Source organism: Pantoea sp. X-Soil-TKNS-1279, from assembly GCF_059730565.1.
Genome location: NZ_AP035950.1, coordinates 86148 through 110562, shown reverse-complemented (window position 1 = coordinate 110562; position 24415 = coordinate 86148). Strand labels below are relative to the sequence as shown.

The window sequence follows — 24415 nt, the reverse complement described above, 5'->3', positions numbered from 1 at the left end:
GGCTATGAGCGCATTTATCCAGTCGATTTTGAGCGAGTTCAGTATGCAATGTTCCACCAGCGACAGCGTGCTGGTGGCAAATGGCAACGCCCAGCCACCGGCGATGGCCTACCATCTGCATGTGCCGCGTATCGAGCTGACGGTGAAAGGCAGCCTCAGCATGCTGCTGCCGAAAGGGGAAGATAAGATCGTCAAATATCAACGGCCGGTCGGCACGGTCACCTATATCCCCGCCAATAGCTGGAATTCTCCGTTATGGGGCACCCCGGTGATCTGCATGTCGATTGTGTTCTGGAAGCAGGATGTGGGTTTCAGCATCAGCAACTGGGATGGTACGCAGTTCAAAGAAGTGGAGAAATTTAATCTTGAGAACTCCAGCAGCTCGGTGCGCGACCGTCTGCTTGAACTGGCGGAATCGCTGGCGTGGGCGCACAACAACAGGGGTGAAACCTTCGCCCATATTGTCTATGCGTTGCTGAATGACCTGCTGCACCAAATCACCGATGGCATGAGCAATGCGCAGGGGCCGCTCTCCCTGCTGGATGAGATCAAAAGTCATATTGATAGCCATTACCAGGCGGATATTAATCGGGAGAGCGTCGCAGCGACGTTCAACATCTCCCCCGGTTATTTGTCGCGCCTTTTTTCCCGAGAGTCAGACGTAAAATTCAATGAATACCTCAAGTTAGCCCGGATATCGCGTTCGAAAACCTTGCTGACCAGCACCAACCTGAAAATTAATGAAGTCTCAGAGAAGTGTGGTTTCACCGATACCAACTATTTCTGCAAGGTGTTCCGGGACATCAATGACTGTACGCCGCTTGAGTACCGGCGTAAGAATAAGGGAGTAAGTATATGATGAGCCGAGCAGCAAAAGACGAAGTACACCCCTTCTCCAGCGAACGTAACCTGTATATTGTGGCGGTTACCGCCTGTGCCACCGGTGTGGCCCATACTTATATGGCAGCCGAACAACTGGAAAAGCTGGCGAAAACCTATAATTTCTCAATCAAAATCGAGACTCAGGGCGTATTGGGGTTGAAAAATCAGATTAGCGGGAAAAATATCCTCGATGCTGACCTGGTGATCATCGCCTCTGATATCACTATCGATCAGCCATTGCGCTTCGAAGGCTGTCGGGTGCTGAACATCTGCATTAACTCCCTGCTGCTGCGGCCGGCAGAAGTGATTTCCGCGATTCGCAAGTCACTGAGCCTGCCCAGAGGCAACGTCATCGACCTCTAGCCTGTCGCATTCAACGCCGCATAAATTTCCTCGATTCTTTCCCCGCCGTGCCGCTCAAGAAACGCAAGGACGCGCCACGGCGAAGCATTCAGAATCCTGTCGGCTGGAAAATCTGCCTGTTGCAGCAGCGGCAGACAGGCACTGAAGTCGCCCAGCGTAAAGGCGGAGTGAGAGTCAGTGCCGAGGGAGATAAGCCCCCCGCTGTCGCGCACAGCAGCAACAATCTTGCGGCAATTACCTTCGCTGCCACGTCGGGAATGGACAAACGAGGCGTTATTAACCTCGAGGGCCACATTACAGGCTTTCGCCGCTTCGACCACCGCCGGGATATCAATGGGGTATTCGGGATTACCCGGGTGGCTGATGATATGCACCTTACCGCTGGTCATCACCGCGATCAGCGCATCGGTATGGGTCACAATATCCGCCGGTGCGAACACCTGTTTGTGAAACCCGGCAATGATCAGGTCCAGCGCTGCGCGCATTTTCTCGCTGCAATCCGTCTCACCGCCCGCTTTGATGTTCGCCTCAATACCGCGCAAAATCCCCACCCCATCGACCACCCGCGGCAGAATACGCATGTTGCTGAAGTGAAAAGCATGAGGCGCATCGACCATTTCCGGTCCGTGGTCCGTGATGGCGATTAATTTAAGATTTTTACGCGTGGCGGCAGCAATATAATCATGCACCGTGCTGTAAGCGTGGGTGCTGGCTACGGTATGCATATGAAGATCAACGTTGTACATCATCCTTCCTTTTATTGTCAGAACTGTCACGCAATAATTTCTTTCTGATTAATCCTGCATAATTTCGTAGCGGCGCAATTTATCGCGCGCATTTAAAAAGTGCGATAAATCTCGCCGCTATGCACAGTACCGACATTAAGCTACCTCTGGAGGGTAAAAATAAAGGGTAAAAATGATCATTCAGTAGCAATTTTGTCACACTCCCCACGCAATTAATTAATTTATGATCATGCTCACAAATGAGTAACCAGAGTGCTTTTTTTAAGTAAATGACACTTTTTTTCTATTCAAAGCCATCTATGAAAACGGAAGGATATAAATCATCAAGTACGGGATTGCGCGCCTGACCAGAAAAAATTACCAGCATCTACCTTAAAGATTTATTGGGAGTGGTTATGTCAGAGTTAATAAGCTATCAATGTGATCTCAGCGAGGGAATTCATGCCAGACCGGCGGGGCACATCGAGCGTCTTTGTAATTCTTTTCAATCCAACGTGTGCTGGAAAAATAGCCGTACTGGTCTTGAAGGAAATGCGAAAAGTGCCTTGTCATTGGTCGGCACCGATACCTTATTGAATGACATCTGCGCCATTACCATTAGCGGCGAGGATGCCCTGGCTGCGGCAAATCAGTTATCTGCCTTACTGAAAAAACTGCCTGAATTTGAGGTGCCACCGACCGAGGAAATCGCCGCACCAGCGGGCTATTTGCCACGCTCACTGCGAGAAACACAGCTCAATTTTATTCAGGGTTCACGCATCAGTGGCGGCGTAGCGATCGCCAAACCGGTGGTGGTTCGCAGTCTTTCTTTTGCTGAGATGCTGACGCGCAGCCCAACGCAGAAATATCCGCTGCAACAGGAAAAAAATGCCGTCATTGAAGGTATCGAAATCCTGAAAAATGAAAAAATCTCTGCGCTGGAAAGCAAATCTGGCGTTGAGCACGATATTGTCCAGGCTCATTTATCGATAATGACAGATATCAGCTTTCAAAATGCCATCATAAATTATATCGACAGGGGTAAAAATGGTTGGCAGGCCATTATTTTATCTGCTATGGATTTTTGTGACGTGCTCAACCGGTCAGCCAGTAAATACATCAAAGAAAGAACCCTCGACGTCTTTGATATTACCAGCCAATTGTTAGTCACCCTGTATGGTGATGATGTCTTGCCGAAAAACAACCTCGACTTACAACAACCGTCAATAATTTTAGCCGACAACCTGACACCGAGTAAATTTCTCAGCATCGACAAACGTTGGCTGGCCGGTCTGGTGTTATCCTCCACGGGAAAAACATCACACACCGCAATACTGGCGCGTTCGTTGGGTATTCCAACCTTAACGGATATTGATTTTCACGCACTACGTCTTGACGCACAGCAGGACATTATTATTGACGGTACCCCCGGCATCTTAATTACTGCGCCTGATGCGCGCGTGCTGCGCTATTACCACCATGAGATGTCCGTTCAGCAAAAGATGCAGCAACAGATGCTGGCGACGGTCAACCAAACCGCCACTAGCGCTGACGGACACCGGGTGGAAATTGCCGCCAATATCGCCAGTCTGGCAGAAGCTAACGCGGCGTTTGATAACGGTGCCGAAGGCATCGGCCTGTTTCGTACCGAAATGTCATTTATGGACCGGGAAACACCGCCTGATTATGCCGAACTGGCAGAACTCTATACCCAGGTCGCCATTCGCGCAGAAAACAAGCCGGTAATCTTTCGCACCTTCGATATCGGCGGCGATAAACCGGTGGAATACCTCAGTATCGGCGACGAGGAAAACCCGTTCCTGGGCTTTCGCGCAGTCCGTACCTATCGGCGCTATCAGGATTTATTCGCCATGCAGTTGCAAGCGATTCTGACTGCTTCGGCACAGGGCAACGCCAAAATAATGATTCCAATGATCTCGAACGTCGAGGAGGTGATTTGGTGTCGTGAGGTACTGGCAGGCGTTATGCAGGAGATGAGTCACGCAGGGCTGGCGTATAACGCGGGTATTGAACTGGGTGTGATGCTGGAGGTGCCTTCCGTCATCTTCGCTATCCCGGAAATCGCTGAATATGCTGACTTTTTTAGCGTGGGCAGCAATGACCTGACGCAATACTTTTTTGCCGCCGACCGTGGCAATCGTCAGGTTGCAGAGGTTTATGACAACTATGCGCCCTCATTTATACGGGCTATGCAATTCGCGGCGCAGGAAGTACATCGCGCAGGCAAGTGGATCGGCATCTGTGGCGAACTGGGGGCCAGCCCGGACTTCCTGCCGTTATTCACCGGTATGGGCTTTGACGAACTCAGCATGAGTAGCACCGCCATTCCTGGCGTCAAGCATGCACTACGCGAATTGAATTTCACCAAATGCCAGCAGTTAGCCCAGCAGACGGTGCAGCTTAAACGTTCAGCGGCAGTCAAAGCCGCCTTGCAAACGCCGGATGTCAAAGCGGTCAGCACCCGACCGCTGCTGGCACCCGAATTTATCCTGTGCGGTCTTGAGGCCAGCGATAAAAACGAAGTCATTAAAAAGATGACCGATAACCTCTGGCTGCACCATCGCACCGATAACCGGGAACAGTTATGTGACGATATCTGGGCGCGGGAAGATTCCTTCTCCACTGCCGTTGGCTATGGTTTCGCCATCCCGCATACCAAATCCGATCATATTGGCTACTCCACCATCAGCATGGCAACACTTGCGACCCCCATTCTTTGGGGAGACCAGGAAGTGGCTACCGTCTTTATGCTGACGGTCAACAAATCTGCCGATCCCCAACAACATATGAAATATTTCTCCATTCTTGCCAGAACATTAATGAAAGAGGAGTTCCGCGATGCAATAAAGAATGCCGATAACGTCACCCTACTCTACAACCTGATGACCAGAACATTAGACGTATAAATTCAAGGTCAGATCAATATTTTAATAAACAGCCAAATAAGCCTAGCCAGGAGTTAATGATGAAAATCGTCGGAGTCGCAGCATGTATTACCGGTATTGCACATACCTATATGGCGCAGGAAGCGATTGAACAGGAGTGCAAAAAAAGAGGTTATGACGTCAAAGTCGAGACGCAAGGCGGCATGGGAATTGAAAACGAATTAAGTGAAGATGAAATTGCTGACGCGGATGTGGTCATTCTGGCGGTGGCGATTGGCATTGAAGGTGTCGAACGCTTTGAAGAAAAAGAGGACGCCGGGCGTATTATTTCATTGAATCCTGCTGAGGTGATTCGTAATCCGGCTGCGATCATTGATAAAGCCGAACAATTAACACAATAACGTCTGAATAAAATAGACCCCGTTTATTTTAACGACGGAATAATCGTGTAATACAACATCTCATAGATTTCTGTGAACGCCGTATTTCTGCAAACGGGCCATTCTGCCTGCGGATAAACACGCGCTAAGTCAGCGCACCGATTGTGGAAAACAGGGCGTTCGGGAGGAATAAACATGTCGGATAAGATGAAAACCATTAAGGATGATTTAGTCAAAGCCTTCAGTACCGGTGTGTCATACATGATGCCAGTGGTGGTGGTGGGCGGGATCTGCCTGGCGCTCTCTCTGGTGGGGGGTGAGCCCACGCCCGGTAAAGGGATTGTCGTCACCAATCCGTTTTTATTGAATTTAGGGGCGATCGGCAGTGCGGGGCTCGGCATGATGATCCCGGTACTTGCCGCCTATATTGCCTACTCCCTTGCCGGTAAACCCGGTCTGACACCGGGTTTAGTCACCGGGTTTATGGCTGCCACACCGCTGGGAGAAGCCCATGTGGTGACCGGTTTTCTTGGCGCGATGCTGCTCGGTATCCTGAGTGGTTACGTCGCTAAATGGGTGAAGACCTGGAAAGTCGGCAAAGTACTGATGCCGGTGATGCCGATCCTGATCATTCCTATCGTCACCTCCTGCCTGGTCGGCATGCTTTATTTGTACGTGCTGATTGGCCCCATCGGGATGGCAATGAAGTGGCTGGTGTCGATGCTGTCAAATATGCAGGGGGGCAGCGGCCTGGTATTGGGTCTGATCCTCGGGGCAATGGCTGCCTTTGATATGGGTGGACCGGTAAATAAAACCGCCACGGCATTTACCCTGGCATTAATGGCAGAGGGGATTTATGGCCCGAACGGTGCCTATCGTATCGCCTGTGCTATTCCGCCGCTGGGTATTGCGCTTTCAACTTTTATTTCCCGCAATAAATGGGCCGAAGATGAAAAACGTATGGGCACCTCTGCCGCCTTTATGGGGTTAATCGGGATTACCGAAGGCGCCATTCCCTTTGCAGTTAAAAACCTTAAAACCGTACTCCCCTCCATTATTATCGGCAGCGCCGTCGGTGCCGGTCTGGCGATGATTCACGGCGTTGAATCCATGGTGCCGCATGGCGGATTAATTGCCATTGCTGGCGTAAATAAAGGCGCAATCTGGTACGTCATCGATATGGCCATTGGCGTCATTGTCACCGCTATCTGTCTGCATATTTTACGTCCCAACATTAGCGACGCGGTTAAAAACGAAACCGTCAAGAAAACTATCACTTCTGATATGAATAAAGCCTAAGGAGTTGTCATGAAAAATACCATGAAGCAGTACGTCGATTATATCGTCAACGGTGGTAAGTCAACGATGCTGGGTATAGGCCCGATGTCACCTGCCCTTATTCAGGCATGTTTTGAACTGGGCAAAGAAAAAGACCTGCCATTGATGTTTATTGCCAGCCGTAATCAGGTCGATGCCGATGAATTCGGTGCCGGTTACGTCAATAACTGGGACCAGTTCCGCTTTGCCGCCGATCTCAAAGCCATGGCAGAGAAGGTGGGTTTTGATGGCGACTACTTCCTGTGCCGGGACCACGGCGGCCCGTGGCAGCGTGACAAAGAACGTAAGGATCATATTCCGGAAGCGGAAGCGATGAAGCTGGCACGCCGTTCCTATCAGGTCGATATGGATGCCGGGTTTGACCTGTTGCATATCGACCCGACCAAAGATCCGTACGTGGTAGGTAAAGTTATCGATATCGAACTGGTGCTGAGCCGTACCGTTGAACTGATCCGCTTCTGCGAAGATTACCGTAAGGCCAACAACCTGAAAGAGTTTTTCTATGAAGTGGGAACAGAAGAAACTAACGGTGGCCTGACTGACATCAGCGCCTATGAAGGTTTCATTATCGAACTGAATAAACGGCTCTCTGCCGAAGGGTTACCACAACCGCTGTTTATCGTTGGACAAACCGGCACCCTGACGCGTCTGACCAAAAATGTCGGACACTTCAATGACACCCAATCCGCTGAACTGTCGGCAATCAGTACCCGCTACGGTGTGGGTTTGAAAGAACATAATGGCGACTACCTGCCGGATGATATTTTGCTGAAACATCCGGGTCTGGGGATCACCGCCATGAACGTCGCCCCGGCTTATGGCACCATTGAAACCCGAGCCTATCTCAAACTGGCCGAAGTCGAAAAAGATTTAGCCGCGAAAGGACTTATCCAGTCAGCGTCTAACCTGAAAAGTGTGCTGACCCGCGAGTGTGTACTGAGCCACAAATGGGAAAAATGGATGACCGACGAGCATAAAAATAAGTCTGAAGAGCAGATCTTCAACGAGCCGGAGTTACTGAAAGAAATCCTTGAACTCAGCGGCCATTATAATTATGAAAAGCCCCCGGTGGTGAAAGAGATGAAAACCCTGTTTGCCAATCTGCGCGCATTTGGCGTTGAGCCAGAACGTTATGTCGTGAACAAAATTAAAGACATGATCCAGAACGAAGCGGAATGCTTCAATATGCCTGGCCTGACCTCGCGCGTCGCTCAAGCAAAATAATCTTTTCATCACGTCATAACAGGGAGCCTGGCGCTTCCTGTTATGCACATCCATCATTATCAGGGTTAAGATTATGAACCAGCTTGAGAAATTAAAGCAGCACACCATTATTGTTGCTGACAGTGGCGACATTGACAGCATCATTGCGTATCAACCCGAAGACGCGACCACCAATCCCTCATTAATTTATAAAGCCGCCCAGTTGCCGCAATATCAACAGCTGATCAAAGAGGCGGTGAGTGCAGTGAAATCACGTCAGCCTGGCAAAGCCGTACTCCCCTCCGCAGTGGCCGATTATCTGGCGGTCAGCATCGGCGCATTGATTTTGCAAAGCATTCCGGGACGGATCTCAACCGAGGTTGATGCCCGGCTTTCGTTTGCCTGCGATGCCAGCATTCACAAGGCACGGGAACTGATTGCCCTTTATGAAGAGAGGGGCATCACCAAAGACCGCGTCCTGATCAAACTGGCTGCGACCTGGCAAGGGATCCGTGCGGCTGAAGTGCTGGAAAAAGAGGGGATCAAGTGCAATCTGACGCTGCTGTTCTCCTTCGCCCAGGCCAGAGCCTGCGCTGATGCCGGTGTGTTCCTGATTTCGCCTTTTGTGGGCCGTATTTATGACTGGCACAAAAAGAACCAACCAGACACGTTGTTTACCATCGATAATGATCCTGGTGTGGCGTCGGTGCGGAAAATCTATCAATTCTACAAAATGCACGACTATCAGACGGTGGTGATGGGGGCCAGCTTCCGTACGCCGCAACAGGTACTGGCGCTGAACGGTTGCGACCGCCTGACCGTTTCACCGCAACTGCTGGCACAGCTGCAACTGAGCGAGGCAAACATCCCGGCCCCGCTGGCCTGGGACGGAATCGGCCAACCAAAACCGGATGCCATCACCGAAGCTGAATTTTACTGGGCGCACAATCAGGATGCGATGGCAGTAGAAAAACTCGCCGAAGGGATTCGCCTGTTTGCGGTGGACCAGAATAGTCTGGAAGGTTTGCTGATGCAGTATCTTTAAACTTTTCGCTCGGGAGACCGCCCAAAATATTAAACAGGGACGGAGGGCGGCTCCTGAACTAATACTGGTAGTTAAAGGGTAAAATCCACATGCTCACCGCCGGGCATGTTGACACCAATGGTAAGCTGACCGCCCAGTGCCTCGACATATCTTTTCAGCGTGGCGATCTTAAGATCTTCCCCCCGACTTTCAATCGCCACTACCGAAGGCTGAGCAATCCCCATTGCTGCTGCCTGTTCGCGCTGAGTACGGCCTAACGCCTCTCGTAGCTTATACAACTGACTTTCCAGGCGCATCTCACTGACTTTTTTATCAATTCTTGCGAGGCTTACTGCTGAAAGACCCGCTTTCAAATCATTCAGAGTTTTCATGCATTTCCTCACTTTAGTTTTTCCAGGTGACGCACATATTCACTTTCAGCAGTCTTTATCATTTTGCTGCTTTGTAGGGTATCGACAGATAGATTGTAGTTTATCAAGGCAAGCTAAAGGTGGGTACAGGTCATCCGTTCCAGCGTGGCCAATCTTCTGGCAATCAGACCGCTGCAAACATAATCGGGCGGCCTGCTGACCGCCCACAATCATTACAGAATCGATTTCGCGGTTGCGACTACATTGGCAACCGTGAAACCAAACTCTTCGAACAGTTTCTCTGCCGGGGCTGATTCACCAAAGCTGGTCATACCGACGATTGCACCGTTCAGGCCGGTGTACTTGAACCAGTAATCGGCGATACCCGCTTCGATAGCCACACGCGCAGCCACTGCTTTCGGCAGTACAGATTCACGGTAAGCCGCATCCTGTTTGTCGAACGCATCCGTGGACGGCATGGAAACCACGCGCACTTTACGGCCTTCGGTGGTCAGCTGGTCGTAAGCACCGACCGCCAGTTCCACTTCTGAACCGGTGGCGATCAGGATCAGTTCCGGCTGACCGGCACAGTCCTTCAGCACATAACCACCGCGTGCCACGTTTGCCAGCTGCTCAGCGCTACGATCCTGCTGCGCCAGGTTCTGACGGGAGAAGATCAGCGCGCTCGGGCCATCTTTACGCTCGATGGCGTATTTCCACGCCACCGCAGATTCCACCTGGTCACACGGACGCCACAGGCTCATGTTCGGGGTGGTGCGCAGGCTCGCCATCTGCTCAACCGGCTGGTGCGTCGGGCCGTCTTCGCCCAGACCGATGGAGTCGTGGGTGTAGACCATGATTTGACGGATCTTCATCAGCGCCGCCATACGTGCCGCGTTACGCGCGTATTCCACAAACATCAGGAAGGTGGCGGTGTACGGCAGGAAACCGCCGTGCAGGGCGATACCGTTGGCAATCGCGGTCATACCGAATTCGCGCACGCCGTAGTGGATGTAGTTACCGGCCGCATCTTCGTTGATCGGTTTAGAACCGGACCACATGGTCAGGTTGCTCGGTGCCAGGTCAGCTGAACCGCCGAGGTATTCCGGCAGGATCTTGCCGAAGGCTTCAATGGCATTCTGCGACGCTTTACGGCTGGCGATTTTCGCCGGATTGGCCTGCAACTGCTCAACAAATTTCTGCGACTCTTCAGCCCAGTTGGCCGGCAGTTCGTTGTTCATGCGACGTTTGAATTCGGCAGCCAGTTCCGGGTGCGCAGCAGCGTAGGCCGCGAATTTCTCGTCCCATGCGGCTTCTTTCGCTTTACCCGCTTCTTTGGCATCCCACTGAGCGTAGATGTCTGCCGGGATCTCGAACGGCGCGTAGTCCCAGCCCAGCTGTTTGCGGGTCAGCGCCACTTCGGCGTCGCCCAGCGGTGCGCCGTGGGAGTCGTGGGTACCGGCTTTGTTCGGGGAACCGAAACCGATGATGGTTTTGCACATCAGCAGGGATGGCTTGTCAGTAACGGCTTTGGCTTCTTCCACCGCTTTTTTGATGGCGTCGGCATCGTGACCGTCCACGCCGCGCACCACATGCCAGCCGTAGGCTTCAAAGCGTTTTGCGGTGTCGTCGGTGAACCAGCCATCGACGTGACCGTCGATGGAGATGCCGTTGTCGTCATAGAAGGCAACCAGTTTGCCCAGCTTCAGCGTACCGGCGATGGAGCACACCTCGTGTGAGATACCTTCCATCATGCAGCCGTCGCCCATAAACACGTAAGTGTTGTGGTCCACGATGTCGTGGCCCGGACGGTTGAACTGCGCAGCCAGTGTGCGTTCGGCAATCGCAAAGCCGACGGCGTTAGCGATGCCCTGACCCAGCGGGCCGGTGGTGGTTTCGACGCCTGCGGTGTAGCCGTATTCCGGGTGACCTGGAGTTTTGGAATGCAGCTGACGGAAGTTCTGCAACTCGCTCATCGGCAGATCGTAGCCGGTAAGGTGCAGCAGGCTGTAAATCAGCATCGAACCGTGACCGTTAGACAGCACAAAGCGGTCGCGCGCCGCCCATTGCGGGTTGGTCGGGTTGTGGTTGAGATAATCGTGCCACAACACTTCAGCAATATCGGCCATCCCCATTGGGGCACCCGGGTGCCCCGATTTGGCTTTCTGTACTGCATCCATACTGAGCGCGCGGATGGCATTGGCCCGTTCACGGCGTGATGACATAAGGTTCTCCAGAGATAAAGATGGCGGTGAGTTACTTCGCCTGACACACCTGTTCGTAGTAGCCAATTTTTTCGACTTTCGCGGTTGAACCGCCGCCTTCAAACTCCGACGCCAACCAGGCATTAACGATATTCTTTGCCAGCTCCGGTCCAATCACGCGGGATCCCATCGTCATGATTTGCGCGTTGTTACTTTTGCGCGCGCGTTCCGCTGAGAAGGTGTCATGGCATTGCGCCGCGCGCACGCCAGCGACTTTGTTCGCCACAATCGCCACCCCAATGCCGGTGCCGCACAACAGAATGCCGCGATCATGCTCGCCCTGCTGGATGGCGGTTGCCAGCGCAAACGCGACATCCGGATACATCGGACGATCATTCTGCGCGTCGTTGCTGTAATCCTGGACATCATACTGCTTCTCTTCCAGATAGCGTTTAATCAGGTTTTTCAGATCGATAGCCGCGTCATCGGCACCAATGGCAATGGTTTTCATACATCTTCTCCAGCAGGTTATGCACTCATGCCTGTGTGCAACACAGGCGATCAACTCTTCTTCGCCTACAGCCTGCCACAATATCGTTCATATGTTCAATATGAGTTCTTTTGTTTTGTTGCTGAAATATTGCCAGCCATCCGCCACAAGAGCCGCACAAAACAAGGCTAAGCGCTTTTTTACGCCACGAACTCCGAGTTATTGATCAGTTTCATAACATATGAGCCGTCTCACAATTTTCAAAAATGGCGCTTGAGAGCTGCTCATTTATCCGTGTAATGTTCATTTGTTCGCTACAGATACCAAAGCACAAGAAGACCCTTGAAGGACTCGAATATGTGTAATCAGCCCTGTATCACCTGCCGCCATCGCGCCATTTGCGTCTGGCCAACACCACTTATCAAGTTCAACCACGCACGTCATGGAGGTGCGTTATGAGTCAGCCAAATCTGGCGGCGGTGGAGCAATCCGCTATCCGCAAAATATCCTGGCGCCTGGTGCCGTTCGTCGCGCTGATGTTCTTTATCAACTTCCTTGATCGCACCGCCATCTCCTTTGCCGGTCCGAATGGAATGACCCAGGATCTGGGCCTCACCGCGTTGCAGTTTGGCCTGGCCTCTGGCGTGTTTTTTATCGGTTATATCCTGCTGGAAGTGCCAAGCAACCTGGCGCTGCATCGCTTCGGCGCACGCCGCTGGCTGGCTCGCATCATGATCAGCTGGGGAATTGTGTCGTTGCTGTTCACCTGGGTCAGCAGCGTAGAAGGCTTGTACACCCTGCGTCTGCTGCTGGGTATTGCCGAAGCGGGCTTCTTCCCCGGTGCAATTCTTTATCTGAGCATGTGGGTACCGGCACGCCACCGCAGCAAGATCCTGTCGCTGTTCTACCTCGCCCAGCCGCTGACGGTGGTGTTTGGCGCACCGATGGCCGCTGGCCTGATTGAGCAACACGGTTTGTTCGGTCTGGAAGGCTGGCGCGTGATGTTTATGGGTGTCTCGATTCCGGCGATTCTGATTGGTATCGCGGCGTTGTTCTGGCTGGTGGATTCCCCGCGTCAGGCCAAATGGCTCAATGCTGAGGAGAAAGATTGGCTGACCCGCGAACTGGACGCCGAGCATCAGCAGAAGCAACACAAAGCTCACCACAGCGTACGTTCGGTGATGGGCAATGGCCGAGTCTGGATGCTGTGCCTGATTTACTTCGGCTTTATCTATGGTCTGTATGCGCTGGCATTCTTCCTGCCTACCATTATCGCGGGCTTCCAGCAGCAGTTTGGCACCACCTTTAACGTAATGCAGAAAGGGCTGATTACTGGCGTGCCCTATCTGATTGCCGCCGTAGTGATGTTCTTCTGGTCAAAAGATGCTACCCGTCGTGGCTGCAAAACCTGGCACATCGCGATTCCGGCGATTGCGGGCGGCATCAGCGTACCGCTGGCGCTTTACATGGATTCGCCACTGACCACCATTCTGGTGATCGCCATCACCGCCAGCTCGATTTTTGCGGCCTTACCTAATTTCTGGACCTTACCGACGCAATTCCTGACCGGTGCCTCAGCCGCCGCCGCCATCGCGCTGATCAATACCCTGGGTAACGTGGCCGGTTTCTCTGCCGGCTATATCACCGGTGCACTGCACGACGCTACCCAAAGCTATGCCCTGCCGATGTTTGTGGTAGGAGGATTCATGTTGCTGTCAGCCGTCCTGATGTTGCTGCTTAACCGCCGCCGTCCACAACCTCTGCATCAGCCAACTTCTTTCGCACAGGAGCAACAATAATGACGTACCTGTTTAACCAACCTTCGGCCTTTGCCGCAGAACTGATAGAAGGATTTGTCGCGGCAAACGCTGACAAAGTGCGTCAGGTACCGGGTGGCGTGGTACGCAGCACCCGCAGCCAGGCTGATACCGTCGCGGTGGTGGTGGGAGGCGGTTCCGGTCACTACCCGGCCTTCGCCGGGTTGGTTGGACAAGGTCTGGCACACGGTGCGGCGATGGGCAACCTGTTCGCCTCCCCATCGGCGCAGCAAATCTACAACGTAGCGCGCGCTGCCCATAACGGCGCAGGCGTGCTGCTGATGTTCGGTAACTATGCCGGTGATGTGCTGCATTTCGGCCAGGCCTGTGAACGTCTGCGCGCTGAAGGTATTGCCTGCGAAGTGCTGGCAGTCACCGACGATATCTCCAGTGCCAGCGTCAACGAACGTGAAAAACGTCGCGGCGTGGCGGGGGATCTGACGGTGTTCAAAGCCGCCTGTGCCGCAGCAGAAGCCGGGTATGACCTCGCTGCGGTATTGAAACTGGCGCAACACGCCAATGAACGCACCCGGTCATTTGGCGTGGCGTTTTCCGGCTGTAGTCTGCCGGGCGCGCAACATCCGTTGTTTGAAGTAGAAAAAGGACGGATGGCGCTGGGGATGGGGATCCACGGCGAACCCGGTATTAAAGAAGACGATGTCCCGCGCGCCGATGTGCTGGCGGAGATCTTCGTCGATCGTCTGCTGGGTGAACTGCCACCGGGCATCGAGAAACCCGCCGGTCAACGGGTCGCGGTAATCCTGAACGGCCTCGGCTCGGTGAAATACGAAGAACTGTTTGTGGTGTATCGCCGGGTGGCACAACTGCTGGCCGAGGCGCAATTGCAGGTGGTGGAGCCGGATGTCGGCGAGTTTGTCACCAGCTTCAATATGGCCGGGGCTTCCCTGACGCTGATGTGGCTGGATGATGAACTGGAAACCTTCTGGCGCGCCCCGGCCAATACCCCTGCCTATCGCAAAGGTAGCGTGATTGCCGCCGAGCAGCTCAGCGTGGCGGAATGTCTGGAAAGCGCGGAAGAACCGCTGCCGCCCGCTTCCGCCGAATCGCAGGAGAGTGCGCAGCGCGTGCTGCAACTACTGGAAGCGGTGACCGCCATGCTGCAACGCAATGCGCAGCAGTTGGGCGATATCGATGCGGTCGCAGGCGATGGCGATCACGGCATTGGTATGGAACGTGGTTCACTCGGTGCCGTGGCGAAAGCGCGTGACGTCGCTGCTCGCGGTGCCGGAGCGGGCAGCCTGTTGTGTCGCGCAGCGGATGCCTGGGCGGATAAAGCCGGTGGCACCTCCGGTGCGTTATGGGGCGTGGCGCTGACTGCACTCGGCACCGCGATTGGCGATCAGTATGCACCTGATGCGCGACGCGTCGCCAACGGTGTGCGGCACGCCAAAGAAGGCATTATGCATTTTGGCAAAGCCCGCGTGGGTGACAAAACTATGGTGGATGTGCTGGTCCCCTTCAGCGACAGCCTGAGTGCGGCGGTAGCCAAAGGCGTGTCGTTGACCGATGCCTGGCTGACGGCAGCCGGGGTGGCCGAACAGGCCGCGCAGGCCACCGCTCAACTGCTGCCGAAGATGGGACGTGCACGCCCGCTGGCCGAGAAGAGTCTGGGTACACCGGATGCCGGGGCCATTTCGCTGGCGATGGTGGTCAATACCGTGGGTGATTTGTTGAAACAGCAAACCACCAGCGAGCAGGGAGCCTGACCGATGGCGCAACCGAAAGTCTGGCTTGGCGTCAGCCTGAAAATGTACTTTGGCTATCAGCAAACGCTGACATGGTGTCGGGAAGTCGCCGCGCTGGCGCAACGCCATCCGGCCATTCAACAAGGCGACATCGGGTTGTTTGTATTGCCCGCCTTCCCGGCGATCCCGGCAGTGGCTGAGATCTTTGCCGATACCCCGGTGCGTTTTGGCGCACAGGACGTATGTCAGGCAGCAAATGGCGCATGGACCGGTGAAGTCAGCGCCAGCATGTTGCAGGAGTTGCGCTGTTCACTGGCGGAAATTGGTCATGCCGAACGCCGCCGTCACTTCCATGAAGATAAAACCCAGATCGCCGCCAAAGTGGCGATGTCACTGCGTCACGGTCTGGCCCCGGTGCTGTGCATCGGTGAAGAACAGCAAGGCCAACCTGAGCAGGCGATTGCGCTGTGTGCGCAGCAACTGGCAGAAGCATTAGCAGAAGCGGAACACCAGGGTTTGCAAGGCAGCCTGTTGTTTGCTTACGAACCGCAGTGGGCTATTGGCGCGCCGCAGCCCGCACCGGACAGCTATATCCGGGCGGTCTGTGACGGACTGCGCCAGTTACCCACGCCACAAGGCATTACCTTACAGGTGATTTACGGCGGCAGCGCCGGGCCGGGATTGATTCAGCGTCTGGGCGGCAGCGTAGATGGGCTGTTTCTCGGGCGTTTTGCTCATGACCCGCAGGCGCTGGCGCAAATTGTTGATGAAGCCAGTGTGCTTTTAAAGGAGGTCCGTTAATGAGCCGTATCGGACTCAGTACCTATGCGTTTTTCTGGCGCATGTCAGCGAAAGTCCCTCAGCCACTCACGCTCAGCCAGATGCTGGAGCAGACGGCGGCGCTGGACGTGTCAGTTTTCCAGATCTGCGATTACCCGGCGATTGAAAGCTGGTCAGATGAACAGTTGCAGGCACTGCGCCAGCAGGCGGATGCGCTGGGCATCACGCTGGAGCTGGGCACCCGTGGCCTCGGCACCGCGCATCTGCGCCGTTACCTGCATATGGCCGCAATCCTCGATGCCCGCGTGGTGCGTTCGATGTTCTACACCGCTGACCATCGCCCGTCACTGGAAGAGGCCAGTACGCTTATCGCCGCCGTGCTGCCGGATTTTGCCCGTCAGCAGGTGCGGCTGTGCCTGGAAACCTATGAGCAGGTCAACAGCGGCGCAATGATGTCGGTCATCAACAAATTTCTCTCCCCCTGGCTGTGCGTCTGCCTTGACCCCGCGAACTGCGTAGCCGGGCTGGAGTTGCCGGAACAGGTGATTGCCAATACCGCCGCGCGCGTCGGCAATCTGCATATCAAAGACTTCGCTTTCACCCGCCGCGACGGTTGGGTCGGCTTTACCTTTGCCGGTTGCCCGATGGGTGACGGCCTGCTCGATTACGACCGGATGATTGCCAGCGTGCGCCCGGCGGAACGGGATATTAATCAGATCGTCGAACACTGGCTGCCGTGGCAGGACGATGCAGCCCTTACTTGTGAGCGCGAAGCCGAATGGACGCGCCGCACCGTGGAATTCTTACGTAGTAAACAAGATCAGGAGTCATAACCATGAGCAATACACTGAAAACCATCACCGTTATTGGCGCAGGCGGCAAAATGGGCATGCGCATTTCTGCCAATTTCCAGAAAAGCGACTATCAGGTGTTTTACTGTGAAAACTCAGCCAAAGCGCAAGAACAGGTCACTGCCCAGGGGCGTGAGCTGTCTGATGCAGCATCGGTGGTGCCCCTGAGTGACGTGGTGATTCTGGCGGTGCCGGATATTGTGTTGGGCAAAGTCTCTGAAGGCGTTGTGCCGCAGATGAAAAAAGGTGCGGTATTGCTGACCCTCGATCCGGCAGCAGCGTACGCCAACCTGATTGCGCAACGTGACGGCATTGAATACGCTGTGGCCCATCCCTGCCACCCTTCAGTCTTCCTGGCGCGTTACACCAAGGAAGAACACGCCGACGCCTTTGGTGGTGTGGCCGCGATTCAACATGTTGCCGCGTCTTATGAAACCGGCAGCGACGCGCAAAAAGCCGAGCTGAGCAAAGTGATCAGCGTGATGTATGGCCCGGTAGAGCAAGTCCATTGGGTAACGGTGACGCAACTGGCTTATCTGGAGCCGACGCTGGTGGAAACCGTGGCCTGTATGGTCGGTGCCTTTATGAAAGAAGCGCTGGATGAAACCGTGAAACACAGCGGCGTGCCCGAAGAAGCCGCCAAAGCGATGCTGTACGGCCATATTCAGATTGCGCTGGCCGTGGCGTTCCGTGCCACCAACCCGTTCTCTGATGCCTGTATGATCGCGATGGAGTACGGACGTGAGAAAATCGTGAAACCTGACTGGAAACAGATCTTCGATCAGAAAGAACTGGATATCGTGATCGCCCGTATGCTGAAAATCGACGCGATCCGCCGCTAAACGTGATGCCTATAGCGACTCGCTGCGCCGCCGTCTGGTAAAGCGAGTCGTATCAGTGATATAACTCCCCCCTATCGCATATTGATTCACTCAGATATCACGCTGTCAGGCAGGTTAACCCATGAATAAAAACACGCTCTCTCAGGATGCCGAGCTGCTGACGGAAATTGCGGTTGCCTATTATCAGGACGAAATCACTCAGGAAGAGATCGCGCAAAAGTTTGGTATCTCCCGCATTAAGGTAGGCCGTCTGCTGAAGCGCGCGCGCGAAGAAGGCATCGTTGAAATCAACGTGCGCTACCATCCGGTATTTAGCACCCGCCTCGAACAACAACTCCTGGAACGTTTCCCACAACTGCAACGCGCGCTGATCGCGCTGGACCTTCAGGATACGGACGAGCAACGCCGTCAGGTGGCGGCGCTGGTCTCCTCCCATCTGGCGCAGTCGCTGAAAGAAAACACCGTGGTTGCCGTCGGTCAGGGCAGCAACGTGGCGGCAGTCGCCGATCATCCCGGCCAGGTACCAATGCGCCAGTGTCAGTTCATCTGCGGGATCGGTGGCACACACCGGCCTGGTGATGCCATCAATGCAGACCATATCAGCCGCCGTCTGGCGAAAAAGTTTGGTGGCACCAGCGAAACACTGTATGCACCGGCTTACGTGGAAAACCGCGCGCTGAAAGATGCCTTTATGCAGAACGGCACCATTAAAGAGACGCTGGATCGCGCACGCAAAGCCGATATTGCGCTGGTAGGCATTGGTGATATGAATGAAAACAGTTATATGGTGAAGCTGGGCTGGTTCTCGCCCCATGAAATCATTGATGCCAGCGTTAATCAGGGCGTGACTGGCGACATCGCGGGTTATGCTTTTTTTAATGCGCAGGGACAACAAGTTGATACTGTGATGAACGATCGGGTGATTGGCCTTAGTATTGATGAACTCCGTAAGATCCCCTGTGTCATCGCCGTGGCCTCGGAGAATACCAAAGCAATGGCGATTCTCGGCGCGCTGCGCACCGGTGCCATCGATATTATCGCCACCACGGCACAAAATATTCGCACTATTCTTAGCCTGTCAAAACAATAAATACCGAAATTGCAGTGGAAAACTGGAGTCACTATGAAGAAATTGAATATCGCCTTTATTAAAGCCAGCTGGCATAAAGAGATTGTCGGGAAGGCGCTGGAAGGTTTTCAGCAGGAACTTACGCTGCAAAATGTCACTGCCGAGGTGAAGGCGCTGGACGTCCCTGGTGCGTTTGAAATGCCTTTACTGGCACAACGCCTGGCAAAAACCGGCCACTATGACGCCATTGTCTGCGCCGCGCTGGTGGTCGATGGCGGCATTTATCGTCATGATTTTGTCGCTCAGGCGGTCGTGGATGGCCTGATGAATGTGCAATTAAGCACCAATGTCCCGGTGTTCTCGGTTTCACTGACGCCACACAATTTCCAACCCGCCGACGAATTTATTCAGTTCTATGAAAAGCATTTTGTGAAGAAAGGCGCAGAAGCGGCACGCGCGGTGCTGGCGATAACCCAGTTATCTCTCGACTGATACCGGCGAGAACCCTGAGGATAATGACGCATCAGGGTTTTCGCCGTTTTAAGCGCCCGGCGCCGGACTTTATCAACCCGCTTCGCGACTATAAGCCCCATTCACCAGCCGCAGCAATTTGAGCGGGTTATCAGGTTTCAGTGCCTCCGGCAGCAGTTCCGGCGGGTAGTTCTGATAACACACCGGACGCAGGAAGCGGTCGATGGCCAGCGTTCCCACTGAGGTGCCGCGTGCGTCAGAAGTGGCCGGATACGGCCCGCCATGTACCATCGCATCACTTACTTCTACCCCGGTGGGATAACCGTTGAACAGCAACCGTCCGGCCTTACGCTGCAACAGCGGCACCAGATGAGCGAATTGCTGCAAATCCTGCGGTTCGGCCAGTAACGTGGTGGTCAGCTGTCCACGTACTGCCTGCAACGCCGCCTCTAATTCCGCTTCGTCGCGTACGGTGACGGCAATGGTCACCGGACCAAATACCTCCTCCTGCAACACTTCATCACCATCAATCAGCAGCGACGCATCCGCTGCAAACAGTTGTGGCACGGCCTGATTACCCTGTTGCACCGCACCGGCCAGATGATGGATGCCGTGGTGTTGATGCAGTTGCGACAGGCCATGTTCATAGCTGCTCAACACCCCACGGTTCAACATGGTCTGAGCCGGACTGGTGCGAATATTCTCCGCCATCATGGCGAGGAAAGCGGAGAACTGAGGAGAGGCAATGCCGATAATCAGCCCGGGATTGGTGCAGAACTGGCCACATCCGGCTACGACAGAATCGGTCAGTTCGCGTGCGATTCGTTCGCTGCGCACCGCCAGTGCGCCGGGCAGAAGGATCATCGGGTTGATGCTGCTCATCTCGGCAAACACCGGAATCGGTTGTGGACGGGCGGCGGCGATATCGCATAACGCCCGGCCACCTTTCAGCGAACCGGTAAAACCCACCGCCTGGATTGCCGGGTGACGTACCAGCACCTGCCCGATGTTGCCGCCATAAATCATGTTAAACACACCTGCCGGCATCGCGGTCTTCTCTGCCGCGCGGATGATGGCATCCGCCACGCACTCTGCCGTCGCCATATGGCCGCTGTGCGCTTTCACCACCACCGGGCAACCGGCGGCCAGCGCGGCAGCGGTATCGCCTCCGGCAGTGGAGAAGGCCAGCGGGAAGTTGCTGGCACCAAACACCGCCACCGGGCCGACCCCGACCTTGAGCTGGCGCAGGTCTGGCCGCGCCAGCGGCTGGCGATCGGGCAATGCCGTGTCGATACGTACGCCGAGATAATCGCCCCGCCGCAGCACGCTGGCAAACAAACGCATCTGGCCGCTGGTGCGTGCGCGTTCCCCGCGGATACGCCCTTCCGGCAGCGCGGTTTCACGCATCACCAACTGGATAAAGTCATCCGGCAGCGCATCAAGTTCATCGGCGATGGCATCGAGAAACACCGCTCGCTGTTCAGGTGACAGTGCCTGGTAAGGTGCAAACGCACGCTCAGCCGCGAAACACGCTTGCTCTGCTTCCTGGTGACTTGCCTGGCTAAAGCGGTACGGCAGCGCCTCACCGCTCCAGGCATCAACGCTACACAGCTCCGGTGCATGTTGGCTGCTGCGTTCGCCGCCGATATAGTTTTTCCCCATCAGATTCATGACACGACCTTATCAGCTAAGCGAAACCCAGACGGTTTTCACATGGGTGTATTGATCAAAGGCTTCGATACCCTTGTCGTAGCCGCCAAAACCGGAGGTTTTATAGCCGCCAAAGGGCGTGGTGATATCCCCTTCGCCGTAACCATTCACTGCCACGGTGCCCGCCTGAATCTGGCGCGCCATACGGATAGCGACGTTGATATCATTGGCGAATACCGTTGCCGCCAGACCATATGCCGAGTTATTCGCCAGCGCGACCGCTTCTTCCTCGCTGCTAAAGGTCATGACAGCCACCACCGGGCCAAAAATCTCCTGCTGCGCCAACGTCATTCCTGCGGTGACCTGATCGATGATCGTCGCCTCAACAAACCAGCCGCCGGACTCGGTCAGCACCTGCTTGCCTCCCAGTGCCAGCTTGCCGCCTTCGCTGACTGCCTGTTCGATGGCACCCAGCACGCGTTTCAGCGCCGAGGGTTCAATCATCGGCCCAAGTTTGGTGGCGCGATCGCCCGGTTGACCGTTTTTCCAGATGGCCGCCGCTTTGGTGAAAGCCACCATAAAGGCATCTTTAATCGATTCATGCACCAGAATGCGTGAGCCGCAGGTGCAGTTCTGCCCCATATTCCAGAAGGCCGCGTTTGCCAGGTTTTCGGCGATGCTGTCGAGATTCTCTGATACATCCGGCATGATGATTTGCGGGCTTTTGCCACCGCACTCCAGCACCACTTTCTTCAGATTGCTGTCGGCAGAGTAGCGCAGGAACTGACGGCCAATCTCCGTGGAGCCGGTGAAGGTCAGCGCATCCACATCCTGATGCAACCCGAGCGCCTTGCCCGCGACATGGCCCAGTCCCGGTACCACGTTAAACACACCTGCCGGGATACCCGCTTCCAGTGCCAGTTCACCAATGCGCAGGGTAGAGAGCGACGCCAGCTCGGCCGGTTTCACCACAATCGAGTTTCCTGCTGCCAGCGCCGGGGAAATCTTCCACGAGAGGGTGGCCGCCGGGAAGTTCCACGGCAGCACCATGCCGACCACCCCAACGGGCTCACGCACAATCAGCCCGAGGTTGCCTTCCCCCGTTGGTGAGACTTTGCCAAAGACCTTATCGATGGCCTCGGCATACCAACGCACGTTATTCACCACGTCCGGGATATCGAAATTCTCACAATCGGTAATCGGCTTACCGGCATCAATGGAGTCCAGTTGCGCCAGTTCTGCGGTGTGCTGCTCCAGCAGGCTGGCGAACTTCAGCAGAATACGTTTGCGCTCACGCGGATCGAGACGGCTCCAGACCCCGGCCTGAAAGGCCTCACGCGCGGCCTGTACCGCTTTATCCACATCACCGGCAGAACAGGCGGCGATCTGGTTCAGTATCTGGCCGGTGGCCGGGTTGAAGTTATCAAACACGGCGCCATTTTCGGCTGCAACAAACTGCCCATTGATCAATGCCTGGGTACGAACAGTCTCAGGTAAGGAAGTCATAAACGCTCCAGCGGATTAGAGTTAGAGAACTTTGCCAAGAAAGGATTTGGCACGCGCATTCTGTGTGTTCTGGAAGAATTCATACGGCGAGCCTTGTTCCATCACCACGCCTTTGTCCATAAACACCACCTGGTCACACACCTCGCGGGCAAAGCCGAGTTCGTGTGTCACCACAATCATGGTCATGCCTTCAGCGGCCAACTCGCGCATCACGCTCAACACCTCACCCACCAGTTCCGGGTCGAGGGCGCTGGTTGGCTCATCAAACAGCATCAGTTTCGGTTTCATCGCCAGGGCGCGTGCAATCGCCACGCGTTGCTGCTGCCCTCCGGAGAGGGTGCGCGGATAGGCATTGGCTTTGGCGCTCAGCCCCACTTTAGCCAGCAAGGTCATCGCCTGGTCGATGGCTTCCGCCTTACGCATACGTCGTACGTGGATCGGCGCTTCGATGATGTTTTCCAGCACCGTCATATGCGGGAATAAATTGAAACCCTGAAACACCATGCCGATGTCGGCACGCTGGCGTGCCACTTCAGACTTCTTCATTTCGTACAATTTGCCGTGATGTTCACGGTAGCCCACCATTTCACCGCCGACTTGCAACAGGCCACGATCGATGCGTTCAAGATGGTTCATGCAACGTAAAAAGGTACTTTTTCCCGAGCCAGACGGGCCGAGGATGCAGCACACGCGACCATACTCCACGGTCAGGTCGATCCCGTTCAGCACCGGGAGATGGTCATAGGACTTTTCGATACCTCGTGCCACAACCGCAAACTGGCCGGGCAATATGGGAGAATAAGCTGAGGCCATATCAGGAACTCCTTGCCGGTTGATCTTGTGGTTCCAGCTGCGCGGCGGCGGCACGTTGTTCACTCCTGGCGAAGTATTTTTCCAGGTAATGTTGCAGCACCGACAGCACCGTGGTCAGCACCAGATACCAGAGCGAAGCCACGATCAGCAGCGGGATGGTTTGAAAGTTGTTGGTGTAAATCAGCTGCGCGGAGTAAAGCAGATCCTGCATCGCGATCACGCTCACCAGCGAAGTGGTTTTGAGCATGCCAATCAGCTGATTACCGGTAGGTGGAATAATGATACGCATCGCCTGGGGCAAAATGACGCGAAACATCACGCGGAAGCTCGACATACCCAGCGCTTCTGCCGCTTCACGTTGACCATTCGGCACCGCACTAAGGCCGGAGCGTACAATCTCCGACATATACGCGCCTTCATTCAAGCCCAGCCCCAGCAACGCGGCGGCATAGACGGTAATCACCTTGTTGGCATCAAACGCCCCGAGACTCGGGCCGAACGGAAAACCGAGAGTGATTTGCGGATAGAGCGCTGACAGGTTGAACCAGAAGATCAGCTGGACCAGCAACGGTGTACCGCGAAACAACCACAGATAGGTCGACGCAATGGTGAACAGTACCGGGTTTTTCGACATGCGCATCAGCGCAATCACCGTTCCCAGCACGATGCCAATTGCCATAGAGGCCAGTGTCAGCCAGGCGGTGGTGTAGAGTCCACTGATGATCGAATCATCAAAAAGGTATTGCCCTACGGCGTCCCAGTGAAAGCGCGGGTTGGTGATGGCAGAGATAATCAAACCGATGGCGATCACCAGCAAAACCCCCGCAGCAAACCAGCGACCACGGTGCCTCAACGGGACGACGGGCATATGTTCAAGCTCTCTCATATCTTTCATTACCTGCCGATTTAACAGTTGTGTCTGTGTCACTTGCGTTCCCCTGAACATGTTTAAACCTGGTAAGGCGATAAAATCACCTGGTAATCGATAACCGGTAGCCGCTAACATAATGTTGGTTTATTTTTT

22 protein-coding genes are annotated in these 24415 nt (G+C 54.7%); 14 read left to right on the top strand and 8 right to left on the bottom strand.

What is annotated here, in order from left to right; genetic code table 11:
* Positions 1–4: 4 nt before the first annotated feature.
* On the top strand, positions 5–859 hold the full coding sequence (locus AC6I8N_RS23830) for a helix-turn-helix transcriptional regulator (RefSeq protein ID WP_021185457.1): 855 nt from the start codon (positions 5–7) through the stop codon (positions 857–859).
* Positions 856–1245, top strand: coding sequence for a PTS fructose transporter subunit IIB (locus AC6I8N_RS23825; RefSeq protein ID WP_497831328.1), 390 nt, complete (start codon positions 856–858; stop codon positions 1243–1245). The genes AC6I8N_RS23830 and AC6I8N_RS23825 overlap by 4 nt, the downstream gene beginning before the upstream one ends.
* Here AC6I8N_RS23825 and AC6I8N_RS23820 read toward each other — a convergent pair.
* A complete protein-coding gene (locus AC6I8N_RS23820) occupies positions 1242–1991 on the bottom strand; it encodes a phosphatase (protein WP_497831351.1) in 750 nt (249 codons plus the stop codon). The two genes, AC6I8N_RS23825 and AC6I8N_RS23820, sit on opposite strands and share 4 nt — an antisense overlap.
* A 395-nt stretch (positions 1992–2386) precedes the next feature.
* On the opposite strand from AC6I8N_RS23820, the gene ptsP reads away from it, so the two are divergent.
* The 5 genes from ptsP to tal all read left to right on the top strand — a co-directional run bounded on the left by ptsP (position 2387) and on the right by tal (position 8842).
* Positions 2387–4897: a phosphoenolpyruvate--protein phosphotransferase gene (gene ptsP / locus AC6I8N_RS23815; RefSeq protein WP_497831327.1), complete on the top strand. Its 2511-nt coding sequence runs from the start codon at positions 2387–2389 to the stop codon at positions 4895–4897.
* 59 nt (positions 4898–4956) lie between these two features.
* Positions 4957–5277: a PTS fructose transporter subunit IIB gene (locus AC6I8N_RS23810; protein ID WP_497831350.1), complete on the top strand. Its 321-nt coding sequence runs from the start codon at positions 4957–4959 to the stop codon at positions 5275–5277.
* 174 nt (positions 5278–5451) lie between these two features.
* Complete coding sequence (locus tag AC6I8N_RS23805) at positions 5452–6555, top strand: PTS fructose transporter subunit IIC (protein ID WP_021185452.1); 1104 nt, start codon at positions 5452–5454, stop codon at positions 6553–6555.
* Between the two features lie 9 nt (positions 6556–6564).
* Positions 6565–7818 (top strand): class II D-tagatose-bisphosphate aldolase non-catalytic subunit, encoded by a 1254-nt coding sequence (locus AC6I8N_RS23800; protein WP_021185451.1) that lies wholly within the window; start codon positions 6565–6567, stop codon positions 7816–7818.
* Between the two features lie 73 nt (positions 7819–7891).
* Positions 7892–8842, top strand: a complete 951-nt coding sequence (gene tal, locus AC6I8N_RS23795; protein ID WP_497831326.1) for a transaldolase — start codon at positions 7892–7894, stop codon at positions 8840–8842.
* Between the two features lie 71 nt (positions 8843–8913).
* Here the strand turns inward: tal and AC6I8N_RS23790 are convergent, their stop codons facing one another.
* The 3 genes from AC6I8N_RS23790 to rpiB form a co-directional block, all read right to left on the bottom strand.
* Positions 8914–9213 (bottom strand): helix-turn-helix domain-containing protein, encoded by a 300-nt coding sequence (locus AC6I8N_RS23790; protein ID WP_497831325.1) that lies wholly within the window; start codon positions 9211–9213, stop codon positions 8914–8916.
* Between the two features lie 212 nt (positions 9214–9425).
* A complete protein-coding gene (gene tkt, locus AC6I8N_RS23785; protein WP_497831324.1) occupies positions 9426–11417 on the bottom strand; it encodes a transketolase in 1992 nt (663 codons plus the stop codon).
* A 31-nt stretch (positions 11418–11448) separates the two neighbouring features.
* Positions 11449–11907: a ribose 5-phosphate isomerase B gene (gene rpiB / locus AC6I8N_RS23780; RefSeq protein ID WP_021186464.1), complete on the bottom strand. Its 459-nt coding sequence runs from the start codon at positions 11905–11907 to the stop codon at positions 11449–11451.
* Between the two features lie 434 nt (positions 11908–12341).
* On the opposite strand from rpiB, the gene AC6I8N_RS23775 reads away from it, so the two are divergent.
* From AC6I8N_RS23775 to AC6I8N_RS23745, 7 genes are all read left to right on the top strand, one after another.
* Positions 12342–13685: an MFS transporter gene (locus AC6I8N_RS23775; protein ID WP_497831323.1), complete on the top strand. Its 1344-nt coding sequence runs from the start codon at positions 12342–12344 to the stop codon at positions 13683–13685.
* Positions 13685–15430, top strand: a complete 1746-nt coding sequence (locus AC6I8N_RS23770) for a dihydroxyacetone kinase family protein (protein WP_497831322.1) — start codon at positions 13685–13687, stop codon at positions 15428–15430. The genes AC6I8N_RS23775 and AC6I8N_RS23770 overlap by 1 nt, the downstream gene beginning before the upstream one ends.
* A gap of 3 nt (positions 15431–15433) precedes the next feature.
* On the top strand, positions 15434–16210 hold the full coding sequence (locus AC6I8N_RS23765) for a triose-phosphate isomerase family protein (RefSeq protein ID WP_497831321.1): 777 nt from the start codon (positions 15434–15436) through the stop codon (positions 16208–16210).
* Positions 16210–17022 carry a sugar phosphate isomerase/epimerase family protein gene (locus AC6I8N_RS23760; protein WP_208727255.1) on the top strand — a complete coding sequence of 271 codons (813 nt, stop codon included), beginning with the start codon at positions 16210–16212 and terminating at the stop codon, positions 17020–17022. Before AC6I8N_RS23765 ends, AC6I8N_RS23760 begins: the two co-directional genes overlap by 1 nt.
* A gap of 2 nt (positions 17023–17024) precedes the next feature.
* Positions 17025–17882, top strand: coding sequence for a phosphogluconate dehydrogenase C-terminal domain-containing protein (locus tag AC6I8N_RS23755; protein WP_208727254.1), 858 nt, complete (start codon positions 17025–17027; stop codon positions 17880–17882).
* 121 nt (positions 17883–18003) lie between these two features.
* A complete protein-coding gene (locus AC6I8N_RS23750; RefSeq protein ID WP_021186470.1) occupies positions 18004–18972 on the top strand; it encodes a sugar-binding transcriptional regulator in 969 nt (322 codons plus the stop codon).
* A gap of 33 nt (positions 18973–19005) precedes the next feature.
* Positions 19006–19443: a 6,7-dimethyl-8-ribityllumazine synthase gene (locus AC6I8N_RS23745; protein WP_497831320.1), complete on the top strand. Its 438-nt coding sequence runs from the start codon at positions 19006–19008 to the stop codon at positions 19441–19443.
* A gap of 72 nt (positions 19444–19515) precedes the next feature.
* On the opposite strand, the gene AC6I8N_RS23740 is transcribed toward AC6I8N_RS23745, so the two are convergent.
* The 4 genes from AC6I8N_RS23740 to AC6I8N_RS23725 are packed head-to-tail and all read right to left on the bottom strand — an operon-like array spanning position 19516 to position 24277.
* A complete protein-coding gene (locus tag AC6I8N_RS23740; RefSeq protein WP_497831319.1) occupies positions 19516–21093 on the bottom strand; it encodes an aldehyde dehydrogenase (NADP(+)) in 1578 nt (525 codons plus the stop codon).
* A gap of 12 nt (positions 21094–21105) precedes the next feature.
* Positions 21106–22578, bottom strand: a complete 1473-nt coding sequence (locus AC6I8N_RS23735; protein ID WP_497831318.1) for an aldehyde dehydrogenase — start codon at positions 22576–22578, stop codon at positions 21106–21108.
* A gap of 21 nt (positions 22579–22599) precedes the next feature.
* Positions 22600–23391 (bottom strand): amino acid ABC transporter ATP-binding protein, encoded by a 792-nt coding sequence (locus tag AC6I8N_RS23730; RefSeq protein ID WP_497831317.1) that lies wholly within the window; start codon positions 23389–23391, stop codon positions 22600–22602.
* 1 nt (position 23392) lies between these two features.
* Positions 23393–24277, bottom strand: a complete 885-nt coding sequence (locus AC6I8N_RS23725) for an amino acid ABC transporter permease (RefSeq protein ID WP_497831316.1) — start codon at positions 24275–24277, stop codon at positions 23393–23395.
* Positions 24278–24415 lie beyond the last annotated feature (138 nt).

Excerpts from the sequence above, each read along its gene's own strand:
- AC6I8N_RS23830 (WP_021185457.1), top strand. The coding sequence starts at position 5 with ATGAGCGCATTTATCCAGTCGATTTTGAGCGAGTTCAGTATGCAATGT.
- AC6I8N_RS23825 (WP_497831328.1), top strand. The coding sequence starts at position 856 with ATGATGAGCCGAGCAGCAAAAGACGAAGTACACCCCTTCTCCAGCGAA.
- AC6I8N_RS23820 (WP_497831351.1), bottom strand. The coding sequence starts at position 1,991 with ATGTACAACGTTGATCTTCATATGCATACCGTAGCCAGCACCCACGCT.
- ptsP (WP_497831327.1), top strand. The coding sequence starts at position 2,387 with ATGTCAGAGTTAATAAGCTATCAATGTGATCTCAGCGAGGGAATTCAT.
- AC6I8N_RS23810 (WP_497831350.1), top strand. The coding sequence starts at position 4,957 with ATGAAAATCGTCGGAGTCGCAGCATGTATTACCGGTATTGCACATACC.
- AC6I8N_RS23805 (WP_021185452.1), top strand. The coding sequence starts at position 5,452 with ATGTCGGATAAGATGAAAACCATTAAGGATGATTTAGTCAAAGCCTTC.
- AC6I8N_RS23800 (WP_021185451.1), top strand. The coding sequence starts at position 6,565 with ATGAAAAATACCATGAAGCAGTACGTCGATTATATCGTCAACGGTGGT.
- tal (WP_497831326.1), top strand. The coding sequence starts at position 7,892 with ATGAACCAGCTTGAGAAATTAAAGCAGCACACCATTATTGTTGCTGAC.
- AC6I8N_RS23790 (WP_497831325.1), bottom strand. The coding sequence starts at position 9,213 with ATGAAAACTCTGAATGATTTGAAAGCGGGTCTTTCAGCAGTAAGCCTC.
- tkt (WP_497831324.1), bottom strand. The coding sequence starts at position 11,417 with ATGTCATCACGCCGTGAACGGGCCAATGCCATCCGCGCGCTCAGTATG.
- rpiB (WP_021186464.1), bottom strand. The coding sequence starts at position 11,907 with ATGAAAACCATTGCCATTGGTGCCGATGACGCGGCTATCGATCTGAAA.
- AC6I8N_RS23775 (WP_497831323.1), top strand. The coding sequence starts at position 12,342 with ATGAGTCAGCCAAATCTGGCGGCGGTGGAGCAATCCGCTATCCGCAAA.
- AC6I8N_RS23770 (WP_497831322.1), top strand. The coding sequence starts at position 13,685 with ATGACGTACCTGTTTAACCAACCTTCGGCCTTTGCCGCAGAACTGATA.
- AC6I8N_RS23765 (WP_497831321.1), top strand. The coding sequence starts at position 15,434 with ATGGCGCAACCGAAAGTCTGGCTTGGCGTCAGCCTGAAAATGTACTTT.
- AC6I8N_RS23760 (WP_208727255.1), top strand. The coding sequence starts at position 16,210 with ATGAGCCGTATCGGACTCAGTACCTATGCGTTTTTCTGGCGCATGTCA.
- AC6I8N_RS23755 (WP_208727254.1), top strand. The coding sequence starts at position 17,025 with ATGAGCAATACACTGAAAACCATCACCGTTATTGGCGCAGGCGGCAAA.
- AC6I8N_RS23750 (WP_021186470.1), top strand. The coding sequence starts at position 18,004 with ATGAATAAAAACACGCTCTCTCAGGATGCCGAGCTGCTGACGGAAATT.
- AC6I8N_RS23745 (WP_497831320.1), top strand. The coding sequence starts at position 19,006 with ATGAAGAAATTGAATATCGCCTTTATTAAAGCCAGCTGGCATAAAGAG.
- AC6I8N_RS23740 (WP_497831319.1), bottom strand. The coding sequence starts at position 21,093 with ATGAATCTGATGGGGAAAAACTATATCGGCGGCGAACGCAGCAGCCAA.
- AC6I8N_RS23735 (WP_497831318.1), bottom strand. The coding sequence starts at position 22,578 with ATGACTTCCTTACCTGAGACTGTTCGTACCCAGGCATTGATCAATGGG.
- AC6I8N_RS23730 (WP_497831317.1), bottom strand. The coding sequence starts at position 23,391 with ATGGCCTCAGCTTATTCTCCCATATTGCCCGGCCAGTTTGCGGTTGTG.
- AC6I8N_RS23725 (WP_497831316.1), bottom strand. The coding sequence starts at position 24,277 with ATGAGAGAGCTTGAACATATGCCCGTCGTCCCGTTGAGGCACCGTGGT.